A 23,367-nucleotide genomic window follows, 5' to 3' on the forward strand; every position below is an offset into this window, starting at 1 on the left:
AAAAGAAAAGCACCTCAATGTATCCTACCATTTGAGGTGCACTTGCTGTTTCTTTAAGATTTATTTATACGTGACGAGGAAGTATTTCTTTTTCCCTCTTCTTAAAACAGTAAATTGGTTTTCAATTCTATCTTCAGCTGAAAGGACATAGTCTTTATCTGTTTGTCTCTCTCCGTTGATGGAGACAGCACCATTTGTGATGTCTTCACGTGCTTGACGCTTTGATGGAGACAGCTTTGATTCCACTAGTACATCGACAAGTGTTAACTCTTCTGTGCTACTTTTCTCCATTGATGGAACATCTTTAAAGCCTACTTTGACTTCTTCGGCTGAAAGAGATTTAATCTCGCCTTTGAATAGCGCATTTGAGATGTTGACTGCCTGTTCTAGTGATTCACGGCCATGTACAAGTGTCGTAACTTCCTCTGCTAGACGGCGCTGTGCTTCACGTTTTTCAGGTGCTGTTTGCACTTTTTCTTCGTACGATGCGATCTCTTCTTTTGATAAGAACGTAAAGTATTTTAAGTATTTCACGACGTCACGGTCATCTGTGTTGATCCAGAATTGGTAGAACTCGTATGGAGACGTTTTTTCTTTATCTAACCAGATGGCGCCGCCTTCTGTTTTACCAAACTTCGTACCGTCTGCTTTCGTGACAAGCGGCATCGTTAAACCGAATGCTTTTGCCCCTTCTGCTTCAGACTTACGGATCAGCTCAAGTCCAGATGTGATATTTCCCCACTGGTCGCTACCGCCAATTTGCAGCTTACAGTTTTCATTTTTGTAAAGGTTTAAGAAGTCTAAAGATTGCAGGATGACGTAGCTGAACTCTGTGTACGAAATCCCTGTCTCAATCCGTGAGCTGACGATATCTTTTGCCAGCATGAAGTTCACACCGAAGTTTTTTCCAATATCACGAAGGAACGTGATGACATTCATTTGGCTGATCCAGTCGAAGTTATTCACGATAACGGCTGGGTTCTCACCTGCTTCAAAATCAAGAAATTGAGAGAGCTGTCCTTTGATTTTATCTGACCACTGTTCAACAATTTCTGCTGGGTTTAGTGAACGTTCTGCTTTTTTGAAGCTAGGGTCGCCGATTAGTCCAGTTGCGCCGCCAACAAGAGCAATCGGATGATGGCCTGCTTCCTGGAATCTGCGTAATGTTAAAATTGGCAATAGGTGACCAATGTGTAAGCTGTCCGCTGTTGGGTCAAAACCGGAGTAAAGCTTGATTTTTTCTTCCGATAATAATTTTGTTAAACCTTCTTCATCTGTTTGCTGCTGAATTAATCCTCTGAACGATAACTCTTCCATCAATTGACTCATATCCAATTCTCCTTTTTTTACAATTCAACATAAAAAACGCCCCTTCGAATGAACGAAGGGACGATATATATCGCGGTACCACCCTGCTTAAAAGACATAAATCACGCCTTTTCACTTACACTGATAACGGATAGATCCGTTCTTTCACTAATCAGGACAGCATACATGCTCCTTTTCGTAAAAGCGGTTCGTGAGGGTAATTCGAATATCTCTTTGTACTGACTCGCACCAGCCGTCAGCTCTCTTGGACAGGGAAAGATGATTCTACTGAATCTCAGTCAAAACCTTTACATATTCAACTAATGTCATTTTAAACATACTTTTGATATCAAGTCAACTGATGAAAAAAATTAATCTTCCATTGTCGATAGGTCGCCAGCCGGTAAATTCAGCTCCCACGCCTTTAGCACACGTCTCATAATTTTTCCGCTTCGCGTCTTAGGCAGTTTGTCCTTAAACTCGATTTCTCTCGGTGCTGCATGTGCAGCGAGTCCTTTTTTCACAAACGTACGGATCTCTTCTTTCAGCTCATCTGTCGGCTCATATCCGCTTCTAAGCGCAATGAATGCTTTAATAATTTCGCCGCGGACCGGATCTGGTTTTCCAATGACACCAGCCTCTGCAATGGCCGGATGTTCGACCAGTTTGCTTTCCACCTCAAAAGGACCAACCCGCTCTCCTGATGTCATGATCACATCATCGACACGTCCCTGGAACCAAAAGTATCCGTCTTCGTCCATATAAGCTGAATCTCCTGAAACATACCAATCTCCCGGCATAAAGTAAGATTCATATTTTTCAGGATTGTTCCAGATCGTATGCATCATAGACGGCCAGCCTTTTTTGATGGCGAGGTTGCCCATCCGATATGGCGGAAGTTCATTTCCGGCATTATCCACAATCGCAGCTTCTACGCCTGGAATCGGTTTCCCCATTGAACCTGGTTTAATGTCCATGCATGGATAATTACAAATCAGCTGTGCACCGGTTTCCGTCATCCACCAAGTATCATGAATTCGTTTGCCAAATACAGCGTCTCCCCAGCGGATGACTTCTGGATTAAGAGGCTCACCTACACTTAACACATGACGGAGCGAGCTGAGATCATATTTTTGAATGAGGTCATCTCCTGCCCCCATTAGCATTCTAAAGGCGGTCGGTGCACTGTACCAAACGGTCACACCTAGTGATTCAATCGTTTCATACCACGTATCAGGGCTAAATCTGCCGCCTAAAATGACATTCGTCGCCCCATTTAACCACGGTGAAAAAATGCCGTACACTGTGCCTGTTACCCAGCCTGGGTCAGCTGTACACCAGTAGACATCGTCTTCTTTCAGATCAAGCACCCATTTACCAGTCTGGTCTTGCTGTACCATTGCGCCATGGACATGCAGCACACCTTTTGGCGTACCTGTCGACCCTGACGTGTAATGAAGCAGAAAGCCGTCTTTTTCATCCATCCATTCGATTTCAAGGTCCTTCGCCGCCTGCGCAAAAGCCTCTTCATAATGGATTGTCCGAACGCCATCGACGTCTTCCTTTTCACCGCCGACAATGATGACAGATTCAAGTTTCGGAAGCTCTGCAAATGGAATTCGTTCAAGCAGATCCGGCGTTGTCACAATGACCTTCGCCTCACTATTTTCTAAACGGTCTTTGACCGCACCTTCCATAAATGCCTCAAATAACGGGCCAACGATCGCACCAATTTTGACTGCGCCAAGCAGAAGAAAATAGAGCTCAGGTGATCTTGGCATAAAGATAAATACGCGATCCCCTTTTTGCACATTCGCATTTTCTCTGAATAGATTTCCCGCTTTATTTGTGTTGATTTTCATATCTCTGAACGTATATTTTTCATCCCGCTGTGAATCTTTGTAGTGAAGCGCGACCTTGTTCTTACGAAACGAGTCCGCATGTCTGTCAATCGCTTCATAGGCTGCATTTATGTTTCCTGTTTCATACCATGAGAAGTTTTTTCTTGCTTCTTCCCATGAAAATTCTTTGTATGCCTGCTCATAATCATTTAAATGATAGTCCCCTTTTACTGATGGTAGCGTTTCCACTTTCATCAAACAGTCCCCCTTTGCATACGTTTACAATGACCATTATAGTATAGATGACTTTTTTTCTCAATTTTTAAAAAACTTATAGTGAAACCGTTTTAATTCTTGCAAGTTTTAAGATAAAATAGAGACGACTCACTAGAATTTGAGGCGGTGGATACGTGGAGCATCCTAAAACTTATTATTCAAAAACCATTAAGCGAGAAACAGGCACCATCCTGATTGAAGGTCCGGTACCTGCATCAGAGCTTGCGAACTATACGTTTCATGAAGGCCTAACGGCATTTCGCACGCCAGAGGAACAGAAACAAGCACTTGTTGAAATAGCAGACCTTCCAGAAGGACGTATTATCATTGCAAGAGTGGATGAGCTTGTTGTCGGCTATGTCACGTATTTGTATCCTGATCCGCTTGAGCGCTGGTCAGAGGGCAACATGGACAATTTAATCGAGCTTGGCGCGATTGAGGTCGCTCCTCCATTTAGAGGCTGCTCACTTGGTAAGCATTTACTTGATGTGAGCATGATGGATGAGCAAATGGAGAATTATATCGTCATTACAACTGAATATTACTGGCATTGGGATTTAAAGGGGACAAAGAAAAACGTGTGGGAGTACCGCAAGATGATGGAGAAAATGATGAACGCAGGCGGTCTTGTTTGGTTTGCAACAGACGAGCCAGAGATCAGCTCACATCCAGCCAATTGTTTAATGGCCAGAATCGGGAAAAACGTGAGTCCTGATTCGATTGAGCGTTTCGATCGTCTTCGCTTCCATCAACGCTTTATGTATTAACGTTCAATTCTTTTTTTGGCAAAGGGGATTGGTAAACAATGATGATTGAACAAATTATGGAGCGTGATGTGATCACGCTGCGAAAAACCGATACGATTGAAGAAGCCATAAAAAAAATGAGTGCACATCACATTCGGCATATTCCGATCGTATCTGATCAAGATTCTGTCATTGGGATGGTGACAGATCGAGATATTAAAAATGCCAGTCCAAGTATATTTGAAACAGAAAAAAGGAAGCTCTTTATTCAGCGGCCTGTTGAAGAGATCATGGTATTAGAGACCATTACTGCTCATCCGCTTGATTTCGTTGAAGAGATTTCTAGTGTCTTTTTTGAACACGGAATTGGCTGCCTTCCAGTAGTGAGACGCGGCAAGCTTGTAGGCATTATCACAAAGACTGATTTGCTTCGTACGTTTGTCAGACTGACAGGTGCAGATCAGCCTGGGTCACACTTAGAGGTTGAAGTGGACCAAATGACAGAAGGTCTTGCAGACATTACGACCATTTTAAAAGAGCAGCATATTCAAATGCTGAGTGTGCTTGTGTATCCGCATGCAAATGAATCGTCTAAAGTGCTCGTCTTCCGCCTTCAAACCATGCATGCAGATCATGTGACGAAGCTGATTCGTGCAAAAGGCTATAAGGTGCTGTGGCCTATGGAGCAGACGATCAAATGAAGGAAGCGACCTTTGTTTTTTCACCCTCTTTTCAAACGTACCAGTTTCACCAAGACCATCCCTTCAATCAGCTTCGTGTCTACTTAACATATGACCTGCTTCAAAAAATGAAGGCGTTAACAGATGATGAGATCGTCGCACCGCGTATGGCGACCCTCGAGGAATTAAAGCTCGTCCATACAGCCGATTATATTCAAGCTGTGCAGCGGGCTAGTCAAGGAAAGCTCTCTACAGCAGAGGGGGAGCGCTACGGTCTTGGCACGGAGGATACACCGATGTTTGCAGGTATGCATGAGGCAGCTTCTCTCCTTGTTGGCGGGACACTCACAGCCGTTGACCAAGTAATGATGGGACACTCGCAGCATGCACTGAATCTTGGCGGTGGACTTCATCACGGGTTTAAAGGGCGTGCATCTGGCTTCTGTATTTATAATGACAGCTCAGTGGCGATTCAATATATTCAAAAGACATATGGTGCAAGAATTTTATATATTGATACGGATGCCCATCATGGAGATGGTGTACAATTCAGCTTCTATGACGACCCTGAGGTATGTACGGTCTCGATTCATGAAACGGGACGCTATTTGTTCCCTGGAACTGGACAAGTACAGGAAAGAGGTCATGATAAAGGCTATGGCTACGCCTACAATATTCCGCTTGATGCATTTACAGAAGACGAATCGTTCCTTGAAGCATACCGAACAGCAGTGACGGAAATTGCTGCTTTTTTTAAACCAGATGTGATTTTGACGCAAAACGGCGCAGACGCACACTACTATGATCCGTTAACCCATTTATCTGCCACCATGAAAATATATGAGGAAATTCCTAGACTTGCCCATGAATTAGCGCATCAATATTGTGATGGCAAATGGATCGCTGTCGGCGGAGGAGGATATGATATTTGGCGTGTCGTGCCAAGGGCGTGGAGCCGAATTTGGCTTGAAATGAAAGGTATTACACCGCCTAATGAACTGCCTCAGGACTGGGTTCAGGCTTGGCATAAACAATCTCCTGTCACCCTGCCATCCACATGGAGAGACCCTGACGATTTATATCCACCGATCCCAAGAAAAGCAGAAATCACAGAAAAAAATGCTCAAACTGTAGAAAAAGCACTGATGCCCGTTAGAAGAGAAAAGAAAAATGCATAAGAAAAGCAGGCATTCACTGATGTGTAAGCCTGCTTTTTCGTTTTATTTTGTTGATTGTCTTTCTTCAATTCTGTGTGGAAGTTCCACAATTTGGTCATCTACTTGCTCTTTGTTCATCAGCTTTGTCAGCAGTCTCATTGCGACAGCACCAATATCATACGTCGGCTGAACAACAGTTGTCAGCTGAGGACGCACCATGAGAGAAAGTCTCGTGTTATCAAAGCCAATCACTTCTAAATCGTCAGGAATGGATACGCCTCTATCTTGTGCTCCATGAATGACACCTAGCGCCATTTCATCCGTAGCCGCAATAACAGCTGTCGGCTTGTCAGACTGCTCAAGCAAGTGAGCAAGTGATTCAATTCCAGAATCATACGAATAATCGCCTTCAGCGACGAGCGCATCGTCAAATGCGATGCCCGCTTCTTCGAGCGCACGCTTATAGCCTGCAAGCTTTCTCATAGAGTTAATCGGTTCTGACATTGGGCCAGATACGAAGGCAATTCGCTTATGTCCTTTTTCAACTAAAAGCTGAACTGAATCATAAATCGCTTGCTCGTAGTTGATGTTGACAGATGGTGTTTGAGCTTGCTCTTCAACAGATGCAGCAAGAACAATTGGCACAGGAGAGCGCTTAAATTCTTCAACAAGCACATCTGTGATATTTCCACCCATAAAGACAATCCCATCTACTTGTTTACCTAGCATTGTATTTAATAGATGAAGCTCTTTATCGGTATTTTGATCTGAGTTGCTCAAAATGATGTTGTACTTATACATCGTGGCGATATCTTCAATTCCGCGAGCAAGCTCTGAATAGAAGATACTCGAAATATCAGGGATGATGACTCCCACCGTTGTTGTTTTTTTACTTGCAAGGCCTCGTGCCACCGCATTCGGGCGATAGCCAAGGCGATCAATCGCTTCAAGTACCTTTTTTCTTGTTGTTGGTTTTACATTCGGATTCCCATTCACTACGCGTGATACCGTTGCCATACTTACATTTGCTTCTCTTGCTACATCATATATTGTAACATTATTCACATAAATCACTCCTTCAAATACACTTCATATCTATAGCATTCACCAATTGGATAGAGACATGTCAGATACGAGGAAAATAATATCCTATTTGTCATTAAAACGATGAAAAGAGACACATAATTTTTCAATCTACATCAAAATGACATTCTTTTATGAAATTATACACGTTTTTTCACCATATGAAAACGTTCCCTTTCTTTTTATAACTAAATTAAACAAACTTTAATGAGCTTGTTACCTGTAAATTGAATCATATTTCATGAAAAATCGTCGAGAACGTCAGCTATGACAATGATCTTAGCAGATTCTATTGAATTTTAAAAATGAAAACATTGTGAACAAGCACTTTTAAAGCTTGCAATGTGTTCTTTTCCTTTCATTCCCAATATCCATCATGTTTTATCCATAGAAAAACCGCCGGGCAGTCATCCGGCGGCTTTCTATCTATGATTACGCGTGAATGTTAACAAGTGGTCTTAACGCATCTAACCATTTTTCGAATTGAGGAATGTCCATTTGCTGCGCTGAGTCAGATAGAGCAACAGATGGATCTGGATGCACTTCTGCCATGACACCGTCTGCTCCAATCGCAAGAGCTGCTTTCGCTGTTGGAAGGAGAAGATCTCTACGTCCAGTTGAGTGCGTCACATCAACAAAGACTGGTAAATGTGTTTCTTGTTTCAAAATTGGCACAGCAGAAATATCTAGTGTATTTCTTGTCGCTGTTTCATATGTGCGGATACCGCGCTCGCAAAGGATGATTTGGTCATTTCCTTGGGCGATGATGTATTCAGCTGCATTGATGAATTCTGAAATAGTCGCTGCAAGACCACGTTTTAAAAGAACTGGTTTCTTCACAGATCCTGCTGCTTTTAATAGCTCGAAGTTTTGCATGTTTCGTGCACCAATTTGGATGACATCGATATGCTCAATCGCTTCTTCAATATGAGCAGGATTGACGATTTCACTAATGACAGCAAGACCGTATTCATCCGCTACACGCTTTAGAATTTTAAGACCGTCTACACCGAGTCCTTGGAAATCGTATGGACTTGTGCGAGGTTTAAATGCACCTCCGCGAAGTAGTTTTAGTCCTTGCTGTTTCGCTGCTGCCGCCACTTCTGCGACTTGCTCGTAGCTTTCAACAGCACATGGTCCAACGATGAAGCGCTGTTTCCCATCACCGATCGCTTCTCCATTGATGTTCACGATTGTATTTTCCGATTTTTTCTTACGAGAAACAAGAAGTGCTTTGCTGTGGTCATCTTCTTGAAGCTCTAGGCCTGCTTTGAAAATCTCTTTGAAAATATGCTGAATTGTTGAGTTTTCGAATGGTCCATCATTTGCTTCAAGAATTTGGTTCAGCATTGTGCGCTCTCTGACAGGATCATAACGGTTGACACCTTGCGCTTCTTTCGCCTTTCCAATTTCTTTTACAATGCTTCCTCTTTCATTGATCAGTTTTAAGATTTGAAGATTTAGTTCATCTGCCTGCTGTCTCAATTGTTCTAGTTCATTGTTGCTCATTTTTGTCATCCTTTCCTCTGCCTGTTCTCGCTTTTTTTTTTTTCATTCTCTCATGATAGGGTTTATTATAAACAAAGATTTCGGAATTGTCACGAAAATTTTCTTTATTACCCAAACGCTTTTAAGCGATAAAGTATTATGTGTAAGATTATAGCATAGTTTTGATTGAAGTAAACCTTTTTTATAAAAGAAACGTCAGCAGTTGCTGACGTTTCTTTTACACATTATGTTCAAGCGCTTCTTTTGTAATGCTTGAGTGGGATGCATGCCATTTTACTTTTCCACCGCTAAAGACGAGTGCCTGGGGACTTTCGTGCTTTACCCCTGACTTTTCTGTCACATAGGATGAAAGCTCTCTTGTGTTTTGAATTTGCAAGAAATAAGTTGGCACGTCTTCATGTGCAGACGCAAATGCTTCAAACTCTTGAAAAGCCGCTTGACTGATCGGACATGTCAAACTGTGCTTAAAAAAGACAAAGGTCCCATCTTGATTCGTTAGTTGATCAAACTGTTCTTCTGTTTCAATGAGTTGTTTTGACATGATGTTCTCCTTCTTCACTCTGTGCAGTAAGAGTTAGCCTTTAGTCGATTGTTCTACTTTTTCTTTGACATCTTTAATGCCATCTTCAATTTCTGATTTCGCTTCTTGTGCTCGTACTTTGGCTTCATCCGCTACATCTGATGCTTCACTTGCTATGTCAGCTGCCGCATCTTCTGCTTCACTTTTCACATGATTAGCTTTTCCAGCTGCACGTTCTTTTATGTCTTTCACTTTGTCTAAAATTTGGTTTGACTGTTCTGCCACCATTTGAGACAATTCAGACGTTTTATCTTTCGCAATCGTCACATATTCAGTGCCTCTTTCTTTTGCATCTGTTGTGAGTCGATCTGTTTTTTCTTTTAAAACATTCGCTTGGGTGTTCAAATCATCGCGAAGCTCTTTCCCTGACTTCGGTGCTAAAAATAAAGCTGTTGTTGCACCCACAATTCCACCAATAAGTGTTCCGATCAAAAAGTCTTTGCTATTGATTCCGTCTTTGCTCATGATTATTCCTCCTATGCGAAAATGGTTTATTTTTGGTGTTTTCGTTGTTTCCATTTTTTATAAATTTCAAGTGCTGCGTTACTCCAGCTTACCACATCCGTGACTTTTTCTTGATTTCGTTCAACGGATGAAGAAACCGCACCAGCTGCCTGCTTTATGCTTGTATTAAATTGGTTGATCGAGCCGCCAATTCCCTGCACCGCATCCACAACTGTGTTGAGTTTTGCCGATTTGTCTTGAATATCTTCAGCAAGCTGATTCGTCTTATGTAGCAACTGTGTTGTCTCTGTGGTGATCCCTTGCATCTGACCTTCAAGACCTTCTAAAGTTGATGCGACATTCTTTAATGTCAGCTGTAAGGATTTTAATGTTTTGGACAAGTAGATGACAAGAATGAGGAAAGCAATTGCGATCAGTGCAACGCTTAGATATAGAATAATAATCATCTGATACCTCCTTTGCTGCGGGCATATTCAATTCATTACCCTCTCGTTGTATCATTCAAACATCGCATAGAATGACCGATTGAATAATAATTCTACACTTATTCGCTGATTCCTGTCCACAGCGAACGAAAAAAAGCGGAAGATGTTGACACAATTAGTCGCTTTGTCACATTTTATTCAAAATAAAAAAAGTGCCGATCAAAACGGCACTTTTCGTTTAAGTATTTATACAGCGACTTTTTCATAAGCACGCAAATATTTTTGAATGTCTCCTGCTCCCATAAAGACCAGAATCCCATCTTTGTGCGCTTTCAGCACAGATGTATCTTCTTCTGCAATCAATTGGGCCTGCGGGATTTTTTCTCGTAAGTCTTCGATACTCAGCTTCCCGATGTTTTCACGGGCTGAACCGAAAATATCACATAGGTATACATAGTCCGCTTTTTTCAAACTGTCAGCAAATTCACTTAAGAATTGCTGTGTACGTGTGAAGGTATGCGGCTGGAAGACAGCGACAATCTCACGGTCTGGATACTTTTGGCGTGCTGCTTCAATGGTGACTTCAATCTCCGTTGGGTGATGGGCATAGTCGTCAATTAAAACCTGCTCACCGACTACTTTTTCATTGAAGCGGCGTTTCACACCACCAAATGTCGTTAGTGCCCCTTTGATGAGCTCTACATCAATGGCTTCATAGTGACATAATGCAATGACAGCTAATGAATTAAGGACATTATGATTTCCGTAGGCAGGAATGTAGAAGGTATCATAAAACGTATTTCGTACAAATACATCAAATGTAGTGCCTTCCGTGTTCTTCACAACATTGCGTGCTTGGAAATCATTTTCTTCATTGAAACCGTAGTATACAACAGGTACCTTCGCTTGAATCTTAGGCAGATGCTCGTCATCACCGCAAGCGATAATGGCTTTTTTCACTTGAAGCGCCATGTTTTGAAACGCATCAAACACGTCGTCAATGTCCGAGAAATAATCAGGATGATCAAAATCAATATTGGTCATGATCGCATAGTCTGGATGATAGCTGAGGAAGTGTCTGCGGTATTCGCATGCTTCAAATACAAAATACTCGCTGTTTTCTTTCCCCATACCAGATCCATCGCCGATTAAGTATGAAGTTGGTTTCGCTGATTGCATCACATGGGCAAGCAGTCCTGTTGTTGACGTTTTACCATGAGCACCAGTAATCGCAACGTTTGTGAATGTATCCATGTATTCTCCAAGGAATTTATGGTAACGAATGACAGGAATCCCTTCAGAAAGGGCGCGTTCAATCTCAGGGTGTGTATCAGGAAATGCATTACCTGCAATGACGGTCATCCCTGGCTGAATATTATCTGGGTCAAATGGAAGAATTTTAATATTTCGTTCTTCTAATGCTTTTTGTGTAAAGATATGTTTTTCGATATCCGATCCTTGGACAGTATACCCAGTATCATGAAGAATTTGGGCCAGTGGACTCATACCTGTCCCTTTTATTCCAACAAAATGATAAACAGTCATAATTGTACCTCCAACAAACGTCTATCTGACTTACAGTATATGACGCTCATTTCAATTTGCAACTTGTGATTTTCGCCTCTAGCGGCTCACAGATCGCAGCTCCAAATAAAGATTTTTTTCCGATCTTCCTATTCTAATCAATATTAACTATGATTAGTATCCGACAACTTTCCTATTTCTAACACCTGCTTTCGCTCATTTTACATAAAAAAGCGTTCTGACAGGCATGCGAAAAGCGTCCAATTCCAAAATTGCACTTATGTGCTATCATACCATGTTTATGAAAAAAATGAAGTGGTTTGTTTAGATCAGCTGTTCTAAGTCACTCAGTGTCATGAGGACTTCCCTTGGCTTACTGCCTTTTGCACCAGAGATCATGCCCTCGCGTTCCATCATGTCGATCAATCTGGCTGCACGATTGTAGCCAATTCTAAATCTTCTCTGCAAACTCGATGTACTAGCGCTATTCTGCTCAATGGCAAAACGGCAGGCATCCATAAACAATTCGTCTTCATCTGTAATCGCAGAGCCTTGGAGCATTAATTCCTCCTGTTCGAAAAGGAACACCGGCTTACGCTGTTTTCTAACATGTGCCACCACTTGATCGATCTCGCGGTCTGATACAAAGTTCCCTTGCAGCCTCGTCGGCTTGCCGGAGCCATTTTCTAAGAAAAGCATGTCTCCTTTTCCGAGAAGCTTTTCTGCACCTGCCATGTCGATGATCGTTCTAGAATCTACCTGACTTGAGACAGAGAATGCAATTCTTGTTGGAATATTGGCTTTAATCAGACCTGTGATGACATCAACAGAAGGTCTTTGTGTCGCAATCAATAAGTGAATGCCGCATGCCCTTGCTTTCTGCGCGATTCGGCAAATACTTTCTTCGACTTCATTTGGTGCGACCATCATTAAATCAGCGAGCTCATCGATCACTACAACAAGATAAGGTAGTTTTTCACCCATTTGTTTTTCTTTGACAAGCTCATTGAATCGTTTGATTTCTCTCACACCAGAGTGCGCAAACAGCTCGTAGCGTCTTTCCATTTCATCCACTACCCATTTCAGAGCAGCTGTCGCTGTCTTCGCATCGGTAATAACAGGACTCACGAGATGCGGAATATGATTATACGGCGCTAATTCGACCATTTTAGGGTCGATTAAAAGCATTTTCACTTCATCTGGTGATGCTTTAAACATTAAGCTCACTAAAATGGTATTGATGCAGACACTTTTTCCTGAACCGGTTGCTCCAGCAATTAAGCCATGCGGCATTTTTTGCAAATCAACGACAACAGGTTGTCCTGAGATATCTAATCCGAGTGCTGCTGTTAAAGGAGATGGATTATCTCTAAATGCACTGCTTCTGATCATCTCTCGTAAGAAAACCATTTTACTGTGAAGGTTCGGCACTTCGATCCCGATCGTGTTCTTTCCTGGTATCGGTGCTTCAATTCGAATATCCTTTGCGGACAAACTGAGTTTAATATCATCTGACAGGTTCGTGATTTTGTTCACTTTGACCCCTGGTTCTGGATGTACTTCAAACCTTGTCACAGATGGGCCTTGCGTGACATGAACCACACTTGCTCTGACATTGAAATTTTTCAGCGTGGCATTGAGCAGCTCTGCCCGCTCTTTCACCCATGTCCCGTCCTCTCCTTTTTGAGCCGGAGGTACATCTAAAAGGGCGAGGCTTGGAAACACATATCCTTGGCCATCTGCTGCTTTCTTTTGTCCTTGCACGCGCTGATCACTTTTTAACATCATGACGTTAAAAGGAACCGTTGAGGTTTGTCCATTTGTACGTTGTGGCTGAGGAGATGCCTGTTTCGATTTTTCTTCGATCACTTCATGCACTTGTTCTTGCTTTTCTTGCTGCTCTATGACAGATTCTACTCGTTCAGTAGCGGTCTGTTCGTCTGCTACTTGTTCTATTGGCATCACTTGATCTTCTACTATTTCCGCTTCTTCTATCAATTGCTCTTCTTGCAGATCATGCTCGGCAACTGGCTCTGTTTCTTCCAATGCTGCCGCTGGCACTTCTTCTTGATGGTCTTCTAAGGAATCAGCTGCTATTTCCTCGACTGGTTCTGCTGAGATGACGTCTAGTACCTCTACTTCTTCTGCCGGCATGTCTACTTCCATTTCAATTGCGGAATGCGTGTCTTCCGCTGTTTCGAATGTCAACGGTTCTATTTCCTTCGTATGATCTACAAACTGTTCTACCGGCTCGTCCTGTATTTCTTCGTTTCCACTGGAAACATCCTGTACAGGTACAGGCTCAGACTCTACCGGCGGCTTGTGATATACTTCGGCTTGCTGATGATGTAAGTCAGCTTCAATATGGTCTTGAGGCTCAGAAAAGGCTGGCTCTTTTTCCTCTGTTTGAATGAAAGGCTCGTCATTTAAACGCTCCATCGTCGATTGGACGTGATCGTGATAAGCGAGCTCCTCTTGCAAAGTAAGCGGGGTCACGTCTGTTTGCATGTCCACTCTTTCTTCTGCTGGCGCTGAAACTGTTTCTTCCATACGATTTTCTTTCCGTATTGATGGAATGTTCATTTGCTGTCTGACATTTCGTTCACGCTCTGCCTCTTCTGATAACAGGGTGACGCGCTGCGCTGTTTCTGCTGCTTTCATTTGAACAGAAGATGATTCTTCTTTCGACTCTGTTCGTTTCGGACGCATATCCTGATGATAGCCATAGATCGGTGATGGAATTTGCTCTGGTTTGAATGGCTTTTTATGAATGTCAGGCTGAACCGTTTGTTTTGACTCATAGGTCTTCTGCTTAGCCTTTGGCTGGCCTTGCTTTGGGCGTCTTCTTTCCTGCTTTACTCCGTCACGCTGAGGTTCATCTGGAACGAGCGGAAAGCGGAAGTTGCCTGTCGGATATTCATAATAGACTTTTGTATCTTCAATTTTTTTATATTCTTTATGCTGTTCAAAAACTGGCTGCTTTGGTGCAACTGGACCTTCCTCAGGTCTCACAGCTTTTTCTTCTTTCTTTTCTTCTCCTAAAAATACACTAAAAAATTTATCTAACCAACTCATCATTTATCACTCACTTTAACTCCCCTTACGTTTTCTTGGGCGATTTTTAGTATACCATTGCTTTTTCATGCAGAAAAGCGAGAAAAGTGCCGGTCTTTGCTATTTGTGCTGTCTGTAGATGAAAAAAAGTCACTAAGTACGTACTTAGTGACTTTTGGTATAACACATTCTTCGCTCTGATGTGCCCGTTTATGGGAGGTTATGCTTGAAAGGGTTCGCCAGCTTGATGGCTTCCTTCTAGAACAAGAATCCCTTTTTCAGCAGGCGCGTCTGGAAGATCTAGTTCTTTTGCTGAACAAATCATTCCGCTTGATGGAACACCTCTTAGCTCAGCATCTTTGATGATTAAACCGCTTGGCATCACCGCCCCAACCTTCGCAACCACGACATATTGCCCTTGATCAACGTTTGGGGCACCGCACACGATTTGTAATGTTTCATCGCCAACATCCACTTGGCAAATGTTTAATTTATCTGCATTCGGATGCTTTTCTTTTTCCTTTACATAACCGACAACAAATTTTGGTGATAGATCCACAGTCAACGTTTCACTGACACCGTTGCGGTTTAAAATTTCGTTGATATCTTGAACAAGTGTTTCAGAAAGCGGTACAGATCCGTTTTCTTCAATTTTCATGTAAGTGGATGCATTGAAGATATTAAAGCCTGTTGTTTCTTTTGTTTCTTGATTGAAGATTCTTACGACATCTCCAAACGTCTCATGACCTACTTCTTCTCTCGTCACATCTTTCAATGAAATAAGAAGTGTGTCGCCTACACCTTCTGCATTATAAAAAACGTTCATTCTTCAAAATTCCCTTCTACTGCTGTTTTGGTCTGCTTTTAGCAAGAATAAAGATCGGTTCAAGCTTGCCCTCATCATATAAAAATGACAATGCGGTAATCGGAACCGTGCCGCTGGCGAAGAAGCTCATCGACATCTGTCCTAAAATATCATAGCCTGATTCATTGCGAATATCTGCAATGATGAATACATCTTGATGGGGGACAGAGATGGCCATCTGTCCTTCTATTTTTTGCGCGTATTCTTGTAAAATCGATTCATTTAAAAGTCTGCTGGCATCATATCCGTCATTTGCACGGAAGAAATAAAACCGGTTGCCTGCCACTTCATCCATTTTCACCACAGTTTCAAGTGAGCGGACATTGAAGCTTGCAGTTTCCCTGATTCGTTCTTTTGTCCAGTTTTCCTTTTGAAGCATCTTTTCATCAATTAATCTATAGGTGCTTCCAAGGTCAAGTGCATAGTAGATTCTCGTTTCAGCTGTATGCTCATCAAACACGAGCGGAATCTCGTCACTTGATGCCTCAGGAAAGGAAGTGGATCGAATGACGGGATAAATTTGCTTTTCTTTTCCTGAGATGTGCTGCGCTTCGCCTTTCATGGCACTTAGCGCCTCTTTCACATAATAGACGATCTCATCCAATGTTTCATCAGGCTTTACTTCCCACTTTGCAATGATTGGCGGGAGCTCTAGTGTGATCCCTTTGCCTGTTTGTTTATCTTCAATACGAAGCGTATCTTTTTCTCGGTCAAACTGGTGTGACCAGCTGTCATTTGTCAGACGGCTTTTGAGTTCGTTCGCAAGCTGTCTTGATGTCATTTTTGCCATGATTTAGACTCTCCTTTCATTATTTAGAAAGAGAATCTGTTAAAAATGCTTCAATCTCTTCCTTCGTTTTACGATCCTTGCTGACAAAGCGGTTAATCTCTTGCCCATTTTTAAAAACTAAAAAGCTTGGAATGCCGTAAATTTCCCACTCTGCGCAAGTGTCAATAAATTGATCTCTATCCACATAGAAGTACTCAAATTCTGGGTAGTTTGCTTCAAGCTCTGGTAAGAATGGTTCGATAAAGGTGCAGTCCGGGCACCAGTCCGCTGAAAATAGCAATACTGTTAAGTCTTCTTGAATTACTTTTTGTAATTCTTCGTTAGATTCAATTTTTTTCATGTTTCATTCCTCCAGTTTGTATGGTTAAATCTCCGAATTGTATATAGCCTTTCTTTCGCATCCATTCTGATACTACCAAACTAATCACTGCCGGGCCAACGATATGCAAAAGAGCGATTGCTAGAAAAACGGATGGATGAAATCCCATAACGGTCAGTGTCATGAGCTGTCCAACAAGGCCACTCGTTCCCATTCCTGCCCCTGCCGCATTATTGACCATCCCAAAGCCAATAATACCAATTGGCGCGAGAATGAGGCCCGCTATCGTCGGTGGAATAAGGATAAGGGGATTTTTCACAATGTTCGGCAGCTGCAATTTTGACGTGCCAATACCGACAGCTGCAAGACCGCCAAAACGATTTTCTCTAAAGCCTGCAGCGGCAAAACCGACCATTTGAGCGCAGCAGCCAATCGTTGCAGCACCAGCAGCTGTTCCGCTTAAGTCAAGCATGAGCGCAAGCGCAGCGCTTGAAATCGGTGAGCTGAGGGCAAGTCCAACAATGGTTGCTACTAGCATGCCCATGATGAGCGGACTTTGGTCAGTCCCCCACATAATGAGCCTGCCAAGCCCTGTCATCATGGCTTCAATCCCTGGACCGATCAAAGTGGCGGTGGAAAAACCAGTGATGATGGTGACAAGCGGTGTCAAAATGATATCAATTTTTGTCTCACCACTGACCAGTTTGCCGAGTTCTACACCAATTAATGCTGCGACAAAGCTTCCAGCAGGTCCACCAAGCTCTGCTCCTGCAACGCCTGAGACAACACTTGCAAAAATGATCAATGGAGATGCCTGTAACCGGTATGCAACGGCTACGCCAATCGCTGGTCCCATGAGCCCCATTGCGAGTGTTCCCATTTTGATGATGAGCGGAAGTGATAACAGACCGCCTGCTGTTTTTAAAATCAGACCTACTACTAATGTAGCAAATAGACCTAAAGCCATAAAAGAGAGTGCTTCAATGAAATACACTTTTGGCGAAAGGGAGATCCCCTTTCTTTTCAAATAAGTCATCAACGTCGTCTTCCTGCTTTCTCATAGGGAAGACGAAGAGGCCTGTCCTTCCCATTATATGTAGTATTCTTACGATGAAAAATAGTTTCTACCATGAATATCATAATCATATTTTTTTTGCTTTATCAAGCACTTCTTGTGTAACATGAAAAGAAACAGGGCAAACCTTTACTAAGTTTGTACAAAAGGAGGAGATCGTTATGCAATTAACCGTCTATTTAGCAGGAGAAATTCATAGCCAGTGGCGCGATGAAATCAAGGAGAAAAGCCAATCGTTGAAACTGCCAGTGACATTTGTTGGTCCAATGGAGAATCATGACCGCTCCGATCACATTGGTGAGGACATTTTAGGTGAGCAGCCGAATGCCATATTCAAAGATGATGCCGCTTCTGATTTGAACAATTTTCGTACTGAGATCCTATTAAACAAGGCAGACGTCGTCATTGCCCGCTTTGGTGAGAAATATAAACAGTGGAACACGGCGATGGATGCATCTGCTGCCATCGCTAAAGGGAAACCTCTCATTTTGATCCGCCCAAAAGAACTGCACCATCCGTTAAAGGAGCTATCAAACAAAGCGAATATCACTGTGGAAACCGTGAACCAAGCGATCAAAGCGTTATCTTACGTGTTTGAACAGCAATAAAAAAAGGCTGCTCTCTTGAAAGAGGCAGCCTTTTGATTACATTTACACCTGTTGATAAATAGAATCCACTGTACTTTGATCACAGTTTTTCACAAGACGGACAATTAATTCTTTTGCCGCTGCATAATCATCCACATGCAATACTGAATGACTTGTGTGAATGTAGCGGGCACATACCCCAATGACAGCAGAAGGCACGCCTTGGTTTGAAATATGCACACGTCCAGCGTCTGTACCACCTGGTGATACGAAGTATTGGTATGGAATACTGTTTGACTCAGCCGTATCGAGCACAAAATCTCTCATGCCGCGGTGCGTAATCATGGTTCGATCAAAAATACGCAGAAGTGCACCTTTTCCAAGCTGGCCGAATTGGGTTTTGTCACCTGTCACATCGTTTGCAGGGCTTGCATCTAAAGCAAAGAACAGATCTGGCTGAATCATATTCGCAGCTACTTCTGCCCCTCTAAGACCTACTTCTTCCTGAACCGTTGCACCAGAATACAGATGACATGAAAGTGGTTCGTCTTTTATTTCTTTTAATAATTCAATCGCAAGTCCGCAGCCATAGCGGTTATCCCAAGCCTTCGCTAAAATCTTTTTAGGATTCGCCATTGGGGTAAAGACTGTTGCAGGCACGATTTGCTGTCCTGGACGAATGCCAAGCTCTTTTGCCTCTTCTTCACTGTCTGCCCCAATATCAATGAGCATGTCTGATGGTTTCACAGGTTTGCTTTTTTGTTCTGGTGTTAGAAGATGAGGTGGTGTACTAGAGACGACACCAGGAATTGGCCCGTGATCGGTATGAACATCGACACGCTGCGCCAGCATGACTTGACTCCACCAGCCGCCGAGTGTTTGGAAGCGGATCATCCCGTTTTTCGTAATGGATGAAACCATGAATCCCACTTCATCCATATGACCAGCCACCATGATTTTAGGTGCGTTCTCTGGCCCCTTGCGTACCCCAAACACACCGCCAAGACGATCCTGAATGAGTTCGTCAGAATATTTCTCAAGTTCCTTTTTCATAAAAGCACGCACATGGTGCTCATTACCTGGGGTACCTTGTAATTCTGTTAAATTTCGGAAAAGCGACAATGTTTCTTCATTCATTCTACGATTTACCTCGTTTCTATGTAATGACCATATATATTCCTATAAAAATAACACTCACTTTATACTATAAGAATTCTTTCGGTTTTCCAAGTATCTCTCCAGAAATTTTGAATATGCTTTCAAGTATTCGGATTCCTTAACATCAATGGACAAGTTTTGTATAATGGAAAAAACAGCAATACGGAGGTGCAGCACGTTGAAGTTAAAACATGTTCTGATTGGTGCGAGTATTGGCGTAGCCGCTGCAATTGTTGCAAAGAAAGTATTTTTCCCTACGTATATCTCGTCTGAAAAAGCATTAAAAATTGTGAAATCCGCTTTTAAACAGCGCGGCCCGATTGATGGCTCTTGGATTTATACTGTACCAGAACCATATACCGTAAATGGTGAAACGATTGATGTGTACAAATCTGGCATTACTCGCTCAGCCTTTGGCGAGCTTGAACAGTACGAAGTCATGATTGATGCCAAAACAGGCATGATTGTGGATGTCATTGATTCTGTGGCTTGATAAAGAAAGCTTCGCAAAGTTGTGTCCTTGCGAAGCTTCTTTTTTATATGGCTTTGATTTTTTTGTACACAGGATGCCACATAGCGTCCTGTACAGCCTGAATAAGGTCATCAGGCGTTTCCTCTGCAATTCCTTCATCGATCGCTGCTTGCGCCACACGAACAGCTACTGTCGCTGAAACGGTTCGAAGCTGATCGACACTTGGCAGCATCGCTGCACCCGGCTTTCCGACATTGACCATGCTGGCAATCGCTTCAGCACTCGCAACAAACATGCTGTCTGTCATGAGGCGTGCTTTAGACACAATCGTTCCAAGGCCAAGCCCTGGGAACACAAGAGCATTATTTGCTTGCCCAATTTCATATGTGACGCCGCCATATTCGACAGGATCAAATGGGCTTCCTGTTGTCACGAGGGCGCGTCCTTCTGTCCACTCAATGAGATCTTCAGGCTTTGCTTCTGAAAGAGGTGTCGGGTTCGACATCGGTAAAATCGCTGGGCGCTCTACGTGTGACGCCATTTCTTTCACAATTTCCTCTGTAAATGCTCCTCCTACTGTCGAGGTGCCAATTAAGATGGTTGGTTTTGCCTGTTTGACGACCTCTAATAAATCAATGGAATGCTTAGGACCGTTACGGGCATAATCCTTTACTTCGTCAGAACGTCTTGCATATGGCTTTTGAAATGGCTGAATGTCAGGCGAATCATCTGTAAGTAAACCTGTTTTATCAATACACCAGAAATGATCATATGATTCCTCTTCTTTGACTCCGTCTCTGACAATCGCATCACGGATCTGCTCCGCTATACCAATCCCTGCCGTACCCGCTCCGAAAATGACGATTCGGTGATCTTTCAGCGGAACCTTCGAAGCTTTTGCACATGCCATAACCGCAGCAAGTGAAACAGCTCCAGTCCCTTGAATGTCATCATTAAATGTACAAATCCGTTCCTTATATTTTTCCAATATGGCTCGTGCATTTTTTGTCCCAAAGTCTTCCCAGTGAAGGAGGGCATTTGGAAAGGTTGCGCGGGCAAGCTCTACATATTGATCGATAAACTGATCATAACGCTCGCCTCGAACGCGAGAATGCTGATTTCCAACATAAAGCGGATCATTCAAGAGACTTTCTTGGTTCGTCCCCGCATCAAGCACTACGGCCAGCACGCGGCTAGGATCAATGCCTGCTGCAGCTGTATAAACAGCAAGTTTCCCGACTGAAATGGCAATACCGCCAACACCCCAGTCTCCAATACCTAAAATGCCTTCTGCATCTGTCGCAACGATTAAGTCAATGGATTCATCCACACCGTAAGAGGCAAAGATCTCTTCCATGCCTTCCAAGTCATCAATTGATAAATAAAGCCCCCTTGGCTTTCGATACTCGTGGCTATAACGCTGAATGGCTGTTCCAACTGTCGGTGTATAGACAATCGGCAGCATCTCTGCCAAGTGCTCATTTAGTAATTTGTAAAAAAGCACTTCGTTTCTGTCATGAAGTGATGTTAAATACACATTTTTCCCCAGTTCATCTGGCTGTGCCTTGAACTGCTCATATGCACGCTTTGCCTGATCCTCTAATGTTAAAACTTTAGGTGGTAGAAAGCCCTTTAAACCAAGCTCTTCCCGCTCTTCCTTCGTAAATGCAACCCCTTTGTTTAAATAAGGGACGGACATGACTTCCATCCCTCTTAATGGTGTTTCAATGACATCACCATGTACACGATAAAATTGGTTCACCTGCACTCTTCCTTTCACAAGTTCATTTTGTCGTTATTTTGTGTGAAAGGCGAAAAAACATGCAGATGATCTTTTATTTTCCTGTTTCTCTTTTGACTTCATGTGTGATTTGCCCATCTTCATCCCACTTAACAGCGCGGTAAATCGCATCATGATAAAACAAGTACCACGCATTTTTTTCTTCTGCAAATGCCTGCCATTTTTGCTTAGCTGGAATTGAGGTCATTGGGTAATCATCATATGCCAAGACCCATAATGGATTTTTATGAGCGTGCGTTGGCATAATGTCAGCTAAATGAATCGCTGTTTCACCCTGACTTGTGAGCGTTAAGATGCTATGGCCATTGCTATGACCGCCTGTATGATGCAGCTCAATGCCTTCTATTACTTCGATGCTTTCTTCAAATGGCACCACTTGATCTGCTATAGGCTCCCAGTTTTCTTTCCAATATGTATTTCTTGAGCGGATGTTAGGCGCCCTCATTTCATCCCATTCGATTTTGGATGTGATGATTTTTGCTTGCGGAAAAACAGACACGAGCTTTTCTCCTTCGAGTTTTGTTAATCCGCTTGCATGATCAAAGTGAAGATGTGTCATTAAGACGTAATCAATATCTGCTGTTTGCAGGCCGAGTGCCGCGAGTGACTTTTCCAATTTTGTCTCTTCTGTTACGCCGTAATTGCGTTTTTGTTTATCCGTCAGCTTCCCTGATCCGATGCCAGAATCCACTAAAAAATGGAGACCATTCCACCGTATGAGGATTGGGTCACACCGCAGTTCAATTTGATTGCGATCGTTCACCGGGTATTTTTTTGACCATAACGGCTTTGGCACCACACCAAACATCGCACCTCCGTCCATGTGTGTATCTCCCCCGTTTAACCAGAACAGTTCCATGTCACCTATGTTCATTGTCTCCATTGCTGTCATCCCTCCTTTTTCTATCGTAGCAAATACAGCTGAAAATCGCATGCATCAATCTTTTCATGAAAAAAGCTGACTGCAATTCTTTTTGCAGCCAGCTTGATGTCACTTGTTATTCTGAAAATTTCACTTCTGATCGATAGATAGGTTGTCCCATAGACGAGAATTTCTCTTCGTATTCCGTCATCACATTTCCTTCTAGTCCGTCCTTATGTAAATCTAAGCTTACATACGTTAAAAGAAGGCCATATGCAGAAAAGCTCTTTAAGGAATATTCAAATAACCCGCGGTTATCTGTTTTGAAATGCAATTCACCGCCTGGACGGAGAATATGTTCATATCGCTCTAAAAAGGCCTTAAACGTCAATCTGCGCTTTTCATGTCTTGCTTTTGGCCACGGATCAGAGAAATTCAAATACACTCGGTCAATCTCATTTTCCGCAAACACATCTGTCAGCGTTTCCGCATTAATGTTCAAGAGCTTTACATTTTCAACATCTGTCTCTTTGATTTTATCTACTGCTGTCACAATGACACTTTTAAATAATTCAATGCCAATATAGTTGGTATCAGGATGAAGCTTGCCCATTCCAGCGATAAAGCTCCCTTTTCCTGTGCCAACTTCAATATGGATTGGATGATCATTTCCAAACAGCTCATGCCATTTCCCTTTATATTGCTCGGGGCTTGCTAAGGCAATATGAGCATTTTCAGCTAAGTAATCATCAGCCCATGGTTTATGTCGCATTCTCAATTTGATACACCT

The 23,367-nt window shown here is 42.7% G+C and carries 22 protein-coding genes and 1 other annotated feature; of the genes, 5 read left to right on the forward strand and 17 right to left on the reverse strand.

Annotated elements, in window-relative coordinates; all coding sequences use genetic code 11:
* Positions 1-60: 60 nt before the first annotated feature.
* Entirely contained in the window at positions 61-1,329 is a 1,269-nt protein-coding gene (gene tyrS / locus MHH54_RS13455; protein ID WP_342500335.1) for a tyrosine--tRNA ligase, read from the reverse strand.
* A 53-nt stretch (positions 1,330-1,382) separates the two neighbouring features.
* Positions 1,383-1,620: a binding site (T-box leader), on the reverse strand.
* 59 nt (positions 1,621-1,679) lie between these two features.
* The gene (gene acsA, locus MHH54_RS13460) at positions 1,680-3,404 is read right to left on the reverse strand and encodes an acetate--CoA ligase (protein WP_003217543.1); all 1,725 of its coding nucleotides are present in this window, start codon (positions 3,402-3,404) and stop codon (positions 1,680-1,682) included.
* Between the two features lie 155 nt (positions 3,405-3,559).
* On the opposite strand from acsA, the gene MHH54_RS13465 reads away from it, so the two are divergent.
* The 3 genes from MHH54_RS13465 to MHH54_RS13475 are packed head-to-tail and all read left to right on the forward strand — an operon-like array spanning position 3,560 to position 6,029.
* Positions 3,560-4,192, forward strand: coding sequence for a GNAT family N-acetyltransferase (locus MHH54_RS13465; RefSeq protein ID WP_003217598.1), 633 nt, complete (start codon positions 3,560-3,562; stop codon positions 4,190-4,192).
* Positions 4,193-4,230: 38 nt separating this feature from the next.
* Positions 4,231-4,872, forward strand: a complete 642-nt coding sequence (locus MHH54_RS13470) for a CBS and ACT domain-containing protein (protein ID WP_003217690.1) — start codon at positions 4,231-4,233, stop codon at positions 4,870-4,872.
* Entirely contained in the window at positions 4,869-6,029 is a 1,161-nt protein-coding gene (locus tag MHH54_RS13475; protein ID WP_003217659.1) for an acetoin utilization protein AcuC, read from the forward strand. The genes MHH54_RS13470 and MHH54_RS13475 overlap by 4 nt, the downstream gene beginning before the upstream one ends.
* A gap of 42 nt (positions 6,030-6,071) precedes the next feature.
* On the opposite strand, the gene ccpA is transcribed toward MHH54_RS13475, so the two are convergent.
* From ccpA to MHH54_RS13530, 11 genes are all read right to left on the reverse strand, one after another.
* Positions 6,072-7,073: a catabolite control protein A gene (gene ccpA / locus MHH54_RS13480; RefSeq protein WP_003217727.1), complete on the reverse strand. Its 1,002-nt coding sequence runs from the start codon at positions 7,071-7,073 to the stop codon at positions 6,072-6,074.
* Between the two features lie 450 nt (positions 7,074-7,523).
* The gene (locus MHH54_RS13485) at positions 7,524-8,600 is read right to left on the reverse strand and encodes a bifunctional 3-deoxy-7-phosphoheptulonate synthase/chorismate mutase (protein WP_003217626.1); all 1,077 of its coding nucleotides are present in this window, start codon (positions 8,598-8,600) and stop codon (positions 7,524-7,526) included.
* 217 nt (positions 8,601-8,817) lie between these two features.
* Complete coding sequence (gene ytxJ / locus MHH54_RS13490; protein WP_003217729.1) at positions 8,818-9,141, reverse strand: bacillithiol system redox-active protein YtxJ; 324 nt, start codon at positions 9,139-9,141, stop codon at positions 8,818-8,820.
* Positions 9,142-9,174: 33 nt separating this feature from the next.
* Positions 9,175-9,645: a YtxH domain-containing protein gene (locus MHH54_RS13495; protein ID WP_003217681.1), complete on the reverse strand. Its 471-nt coding sequence runs from the start codon at positions 9,643-9,645 to the stop codon at positions 9,175-9,177.
* A 26-nt stretch (positions 9,646-9,671) separates the two neighbouring features.
* Entirely contained in the window at positions 9,672-10,091 is a 420-nt protein-coding gene (locus MHH54_RS13500) for a DUF948 domain-containing protein (RefSeq protein ID WP_003217556.1), read from the reverse strand.
* Between the two features lie 225 nt (positions 10,092-10,316).
* Complete coding sequence (murC, locus tag MHH54_RS13505) at positions 10,317-11,615, reverse strand: UDP-N-acetylmuramate--L-alanine ligase (protein ID WP_003217748.1); 1,299 nt, start codon at positions 11,613-11,615, stop codon at positions 10,317-10,319.
* A 303-nt stretch (positions 11,616-11,918) separates the two neighbouring features.
* Positions 11,919-14,672, reverse strand: a complete 2,754-nt coding sequence (locus MHH54_RS13510; RefSeq protein ID WP_342500336.1) for a DNA translocase FtsK — start codon at positions 14,670-14,672, stop codon at positions 11,919-11,921.
* A 196-nt stretch (positions 14,673-14,868) separates the two neighbouring features.
* Entirely contained in the window at positions 14,869-15,474 is a 606-nt protein-coding gene (gene ytpR, locus MHH54_RS13515; protein ID WP_044142204.1) for a YtpR family tRNA-binding protein, read from the reverse strand.
* Positions 15,475-15,490: 16 nt separating this feature from the next.
* A complete protein-coding gene (locus tag MHH54_RS13520; RefSeq protein ID WP_003217622.1) occupies positions 15,491-16,303 on the reverse strand; it encodes a DUF1444 domain-containing protein in 813 nt (270 codons plus the stop codon).
* A 19-nt stretch (positions 16,304-16,322) separates the two neighbouring features.
* The gene (locus MHH54_RS13525) at positions 16,323-16,643 is read right to left on the reverse strand and encodes a thioredoxin family protein (protein ID WP_003217665.1); all 321 of its coding nucleotides are present in this window, start codon (positions 16,641-16,643) and stop codon (positions 16,323-16,325) included.
* A complete protein-coding gene (locus MHH54_RS13530) occupies positions 16,630-17,658 on the reverse strand; it encodes a PTS sugar transporter subunit IIC (RefSeq protein WP_342500337.1) in 1,029 nt (342 codons plus the stop codon). Before MHH54_RS13530 ends, MHH54_RS13525 begins: the two co-directional genes overlap by 14 nt.
* A 200-nt stretch (positions 17,659-17,858) precedes the next feature.
* Here MHH54_RS13530 and MHH54_RS13535 point away from each other — a divergent pair, with 200 nt between their 5' ends.
* A complete protein-coding gene (locus tag MHH54_RS13535; protein ID WP_003217634.1) occupies positions 17,859-18,305 on the forward strand; it encodes a YtoQ family protein in 447 nt (148 codons plus the stop codon).
* A 42-nt stretch (positions 18,306-18,347) separates the two neighbouring features.
* Here MHH54_RS13535 and MHH54_RS13540 read toward each other — a convergent pair whose 3' ends face one another.
* Complete coding sequence (locus MHH54_RS13540) at positions 18,348-19,421, reverse strand: M42 family metallopeptidase (RefSeq protein WP_003217679.1); 1,074 nt, start codon at positions 19,419-19,421, stop codon at positions 18,348-18,350.
* A 199-nt stretch (positions 19,422-19,620) separates the two neighbouring features.
* On the opposite strand from MHH54_RS13540, the gene MHH54_RS13545 reads away from it, so the two are divergent.
* On the forward strand, positions 19,621-19,935 hold the full coding sequence (locus MHH54_RS13545; RefSeq protein WP_003217759.1) for a PepSY domain-containing protein: 315 nt from the start codon (positions 19,621-19,623) through the stop codon (positions 19,933-19,935).
* A gap of 43 nt (positions 19,936-19,978) precedes the next feature.
* Here the strand turns inward: MHH54_RS13545 and MHH54_RS13550 are convergent, their stop codons facing one another.
* From MHH54_RS13550 to trmB, 3 genes are all read right to left on the reverse strand, one after another.
* Positions 19,979-21,676, reverse strand: coding sequence for an NAD-dependent malic enzyme (locus tag MHH54_RS13550; protein ID WP_003217562.1), 1,698 nt, complete (start codon positions 21,674-21,676; stop codon positions 19,979-19,981).
* Between the two features lie 73 nt (positions 21,677-21,749).
* Positions 21,750-22,598, reverse strand: a complete 849-nt coding sequence (locus MHH54_RS13555; protein WP_106033039.1) for an MBL fold metallo-hydrolase — start codon at positions 22,596-22,598, stop codon at positions 21,750-21,752.
* Between the two features lie 115 nt (positions 22,599-22,713).
* The gene (gene trmB / locus MHH54_RS13560) at positions 22,714-23,355 is read right to left on the reverse strand and encodes a tRNA (guanosine(46)-N7)-methyltransferase TrmB (RefSeq protein WP_034620874.1); all 642 of its coding nucleotides are present in this window, start codon (positions 23,353-23,355) and stop codon (positions 22,714-22,716) included.
* Positions 23,356-23,367 lie beyond the last annotated feature (12 nt).

It is taken from the genome of Bacillus sp. FSL K6-4563 (assembly GCF_038630405.1).
In the GTDB taxonomy this organism is placed as follows: domain Bacteria; phylum Bacillota; class Bacilli; order Bacillales; family Bacillaceae; genus Bacillus; species Bacillus pumilus.

What these genes read in the sequence shown, in the direction of transcription:
- tyrS (WP_342500335.1), bottom strand. Translation starts at nt 1,329, where the DNA reads ATGAGTCAATTGATGGAAGAGTTATCGTTCAGAGGATTAATTCAGCAG.
- acsA (WP_003217543.1), bottom strand. Translation starts at nt 3,404, where the DNA reads ATGAAAGTGGAAACGCTACCATCAGTAAAAGGGGACTATCATTTAAAT.
- MHH54_RS13470 (WP_003217690.1), top strand. Translation starts at nt 4,231, where the DNA reads ATGATGATTGAACAAATTATGGAGCGTGATGTGATCACGCTGCGAAAA.
- MHH54_RS13475 (WP_003217659.1), top strand. Translation starts at nt 4,869, where the DNA reads ATGAAGGAAGCGACCTTTGTTTTTTCACCCTCTTTTCAAACGTACCAG.
- MHH54_RS13485 (WP_003217626.1), bottom strand. Translation starts at nt 8,600, where the DNA reads ATGAGCAACAATGAACTAGAACAATTGAGACAGCAGGCAGATGAACTA.
- ytxJ (WP_003217729.1), bottom strand. Translation starts at nt 9,141, where the DNA reads ATGTCAAAACAACTCATTGAAACAGAAGAACAGTTTGATCAACTAACG.
- MHH54_RS13495 (WP_003217681.1), bottom strand. Translation starts at nt 9,645, where the DNA reads ATGAGCAAAGACGGAATCAATAGCAAAGACTTTTTGATCGGAACACTT.
- MHH54_RS13500 (WP_003217556.1), bottom strand. Translation starts at nt 10,091, where the DNA reads ATGATTATTATTCTATATCTAAGCGTTGCACTGATCGCAATTGCTTTC.
- murC (WP_003217748.1), bottom strand. Translation starts at nt 11,615, where the DNA reads ATGACTGTTTATCATTTTGTTGGAATAAAAGGGACAGGTATGAGTCCA.
- MHH54_RS13510 (WP_342500336.1), bottom strand. Translation starts at nt 14,672, where the DNA reads ATGATGAGTTGGTTAGATAAATTTTTTAGTGTATTTTTAGGAGAAGAA.
- ytpR (WP_044142204.1), bottom strand. Translation starts at nt 15,474, where the DNA reads ATGAACGTTTTTTATAATGCAGAAGGTGTAGGCGACACACTTCTTATT.
- MHH54_RS13520 (WP_003217622.1), bottom strand. Translation starts at nt 16,303, where the DNA reads ATGGCAAAAATGACATCAAGACAGCTTGCGAACGAACTCAAAAGCCGT.
- MHH54_RS13525 (WP_003217665.1), bottom strand. Translation starts at nt 16,643, where the DNA reads ATGAAAAAAATTGAATCTAACGAAGAATTACAAAAAGTAATTCAAGAA.
- MHH54_RS13530 (WP_342500337.1), bottom strand. Translation starts at nt 17,658, where the DNA reads ATGACTTATTTGAAAAGAAAGGGGATCTCCCTTTCGCCAAAAGTGTAT.
- MHH54_RS13535 (WP_003217634.1), top strand. Translation starts at nt 17,859, where the DNA reads ATGCAATTAACCGTCTATTTAGCAGGAGAAATTCATAGCCAGTGGCGC.
- MHH54_RS13540 (WP_003217679.1), bottom strand. Translation starts at nt 19,421, where the DNA reads ATGAATGAAGAAACATTGTCGCTTTTCCGAAATTTAACAGAATTACAA.
- MHH54_RS13555 (WP_106033039.1), bottom strand. Translation starts at nt 22,598, where the DNA reads ATGGAGACAATGAACATAGGTGACATGGAACTGTTCTGGTTAAACGGG.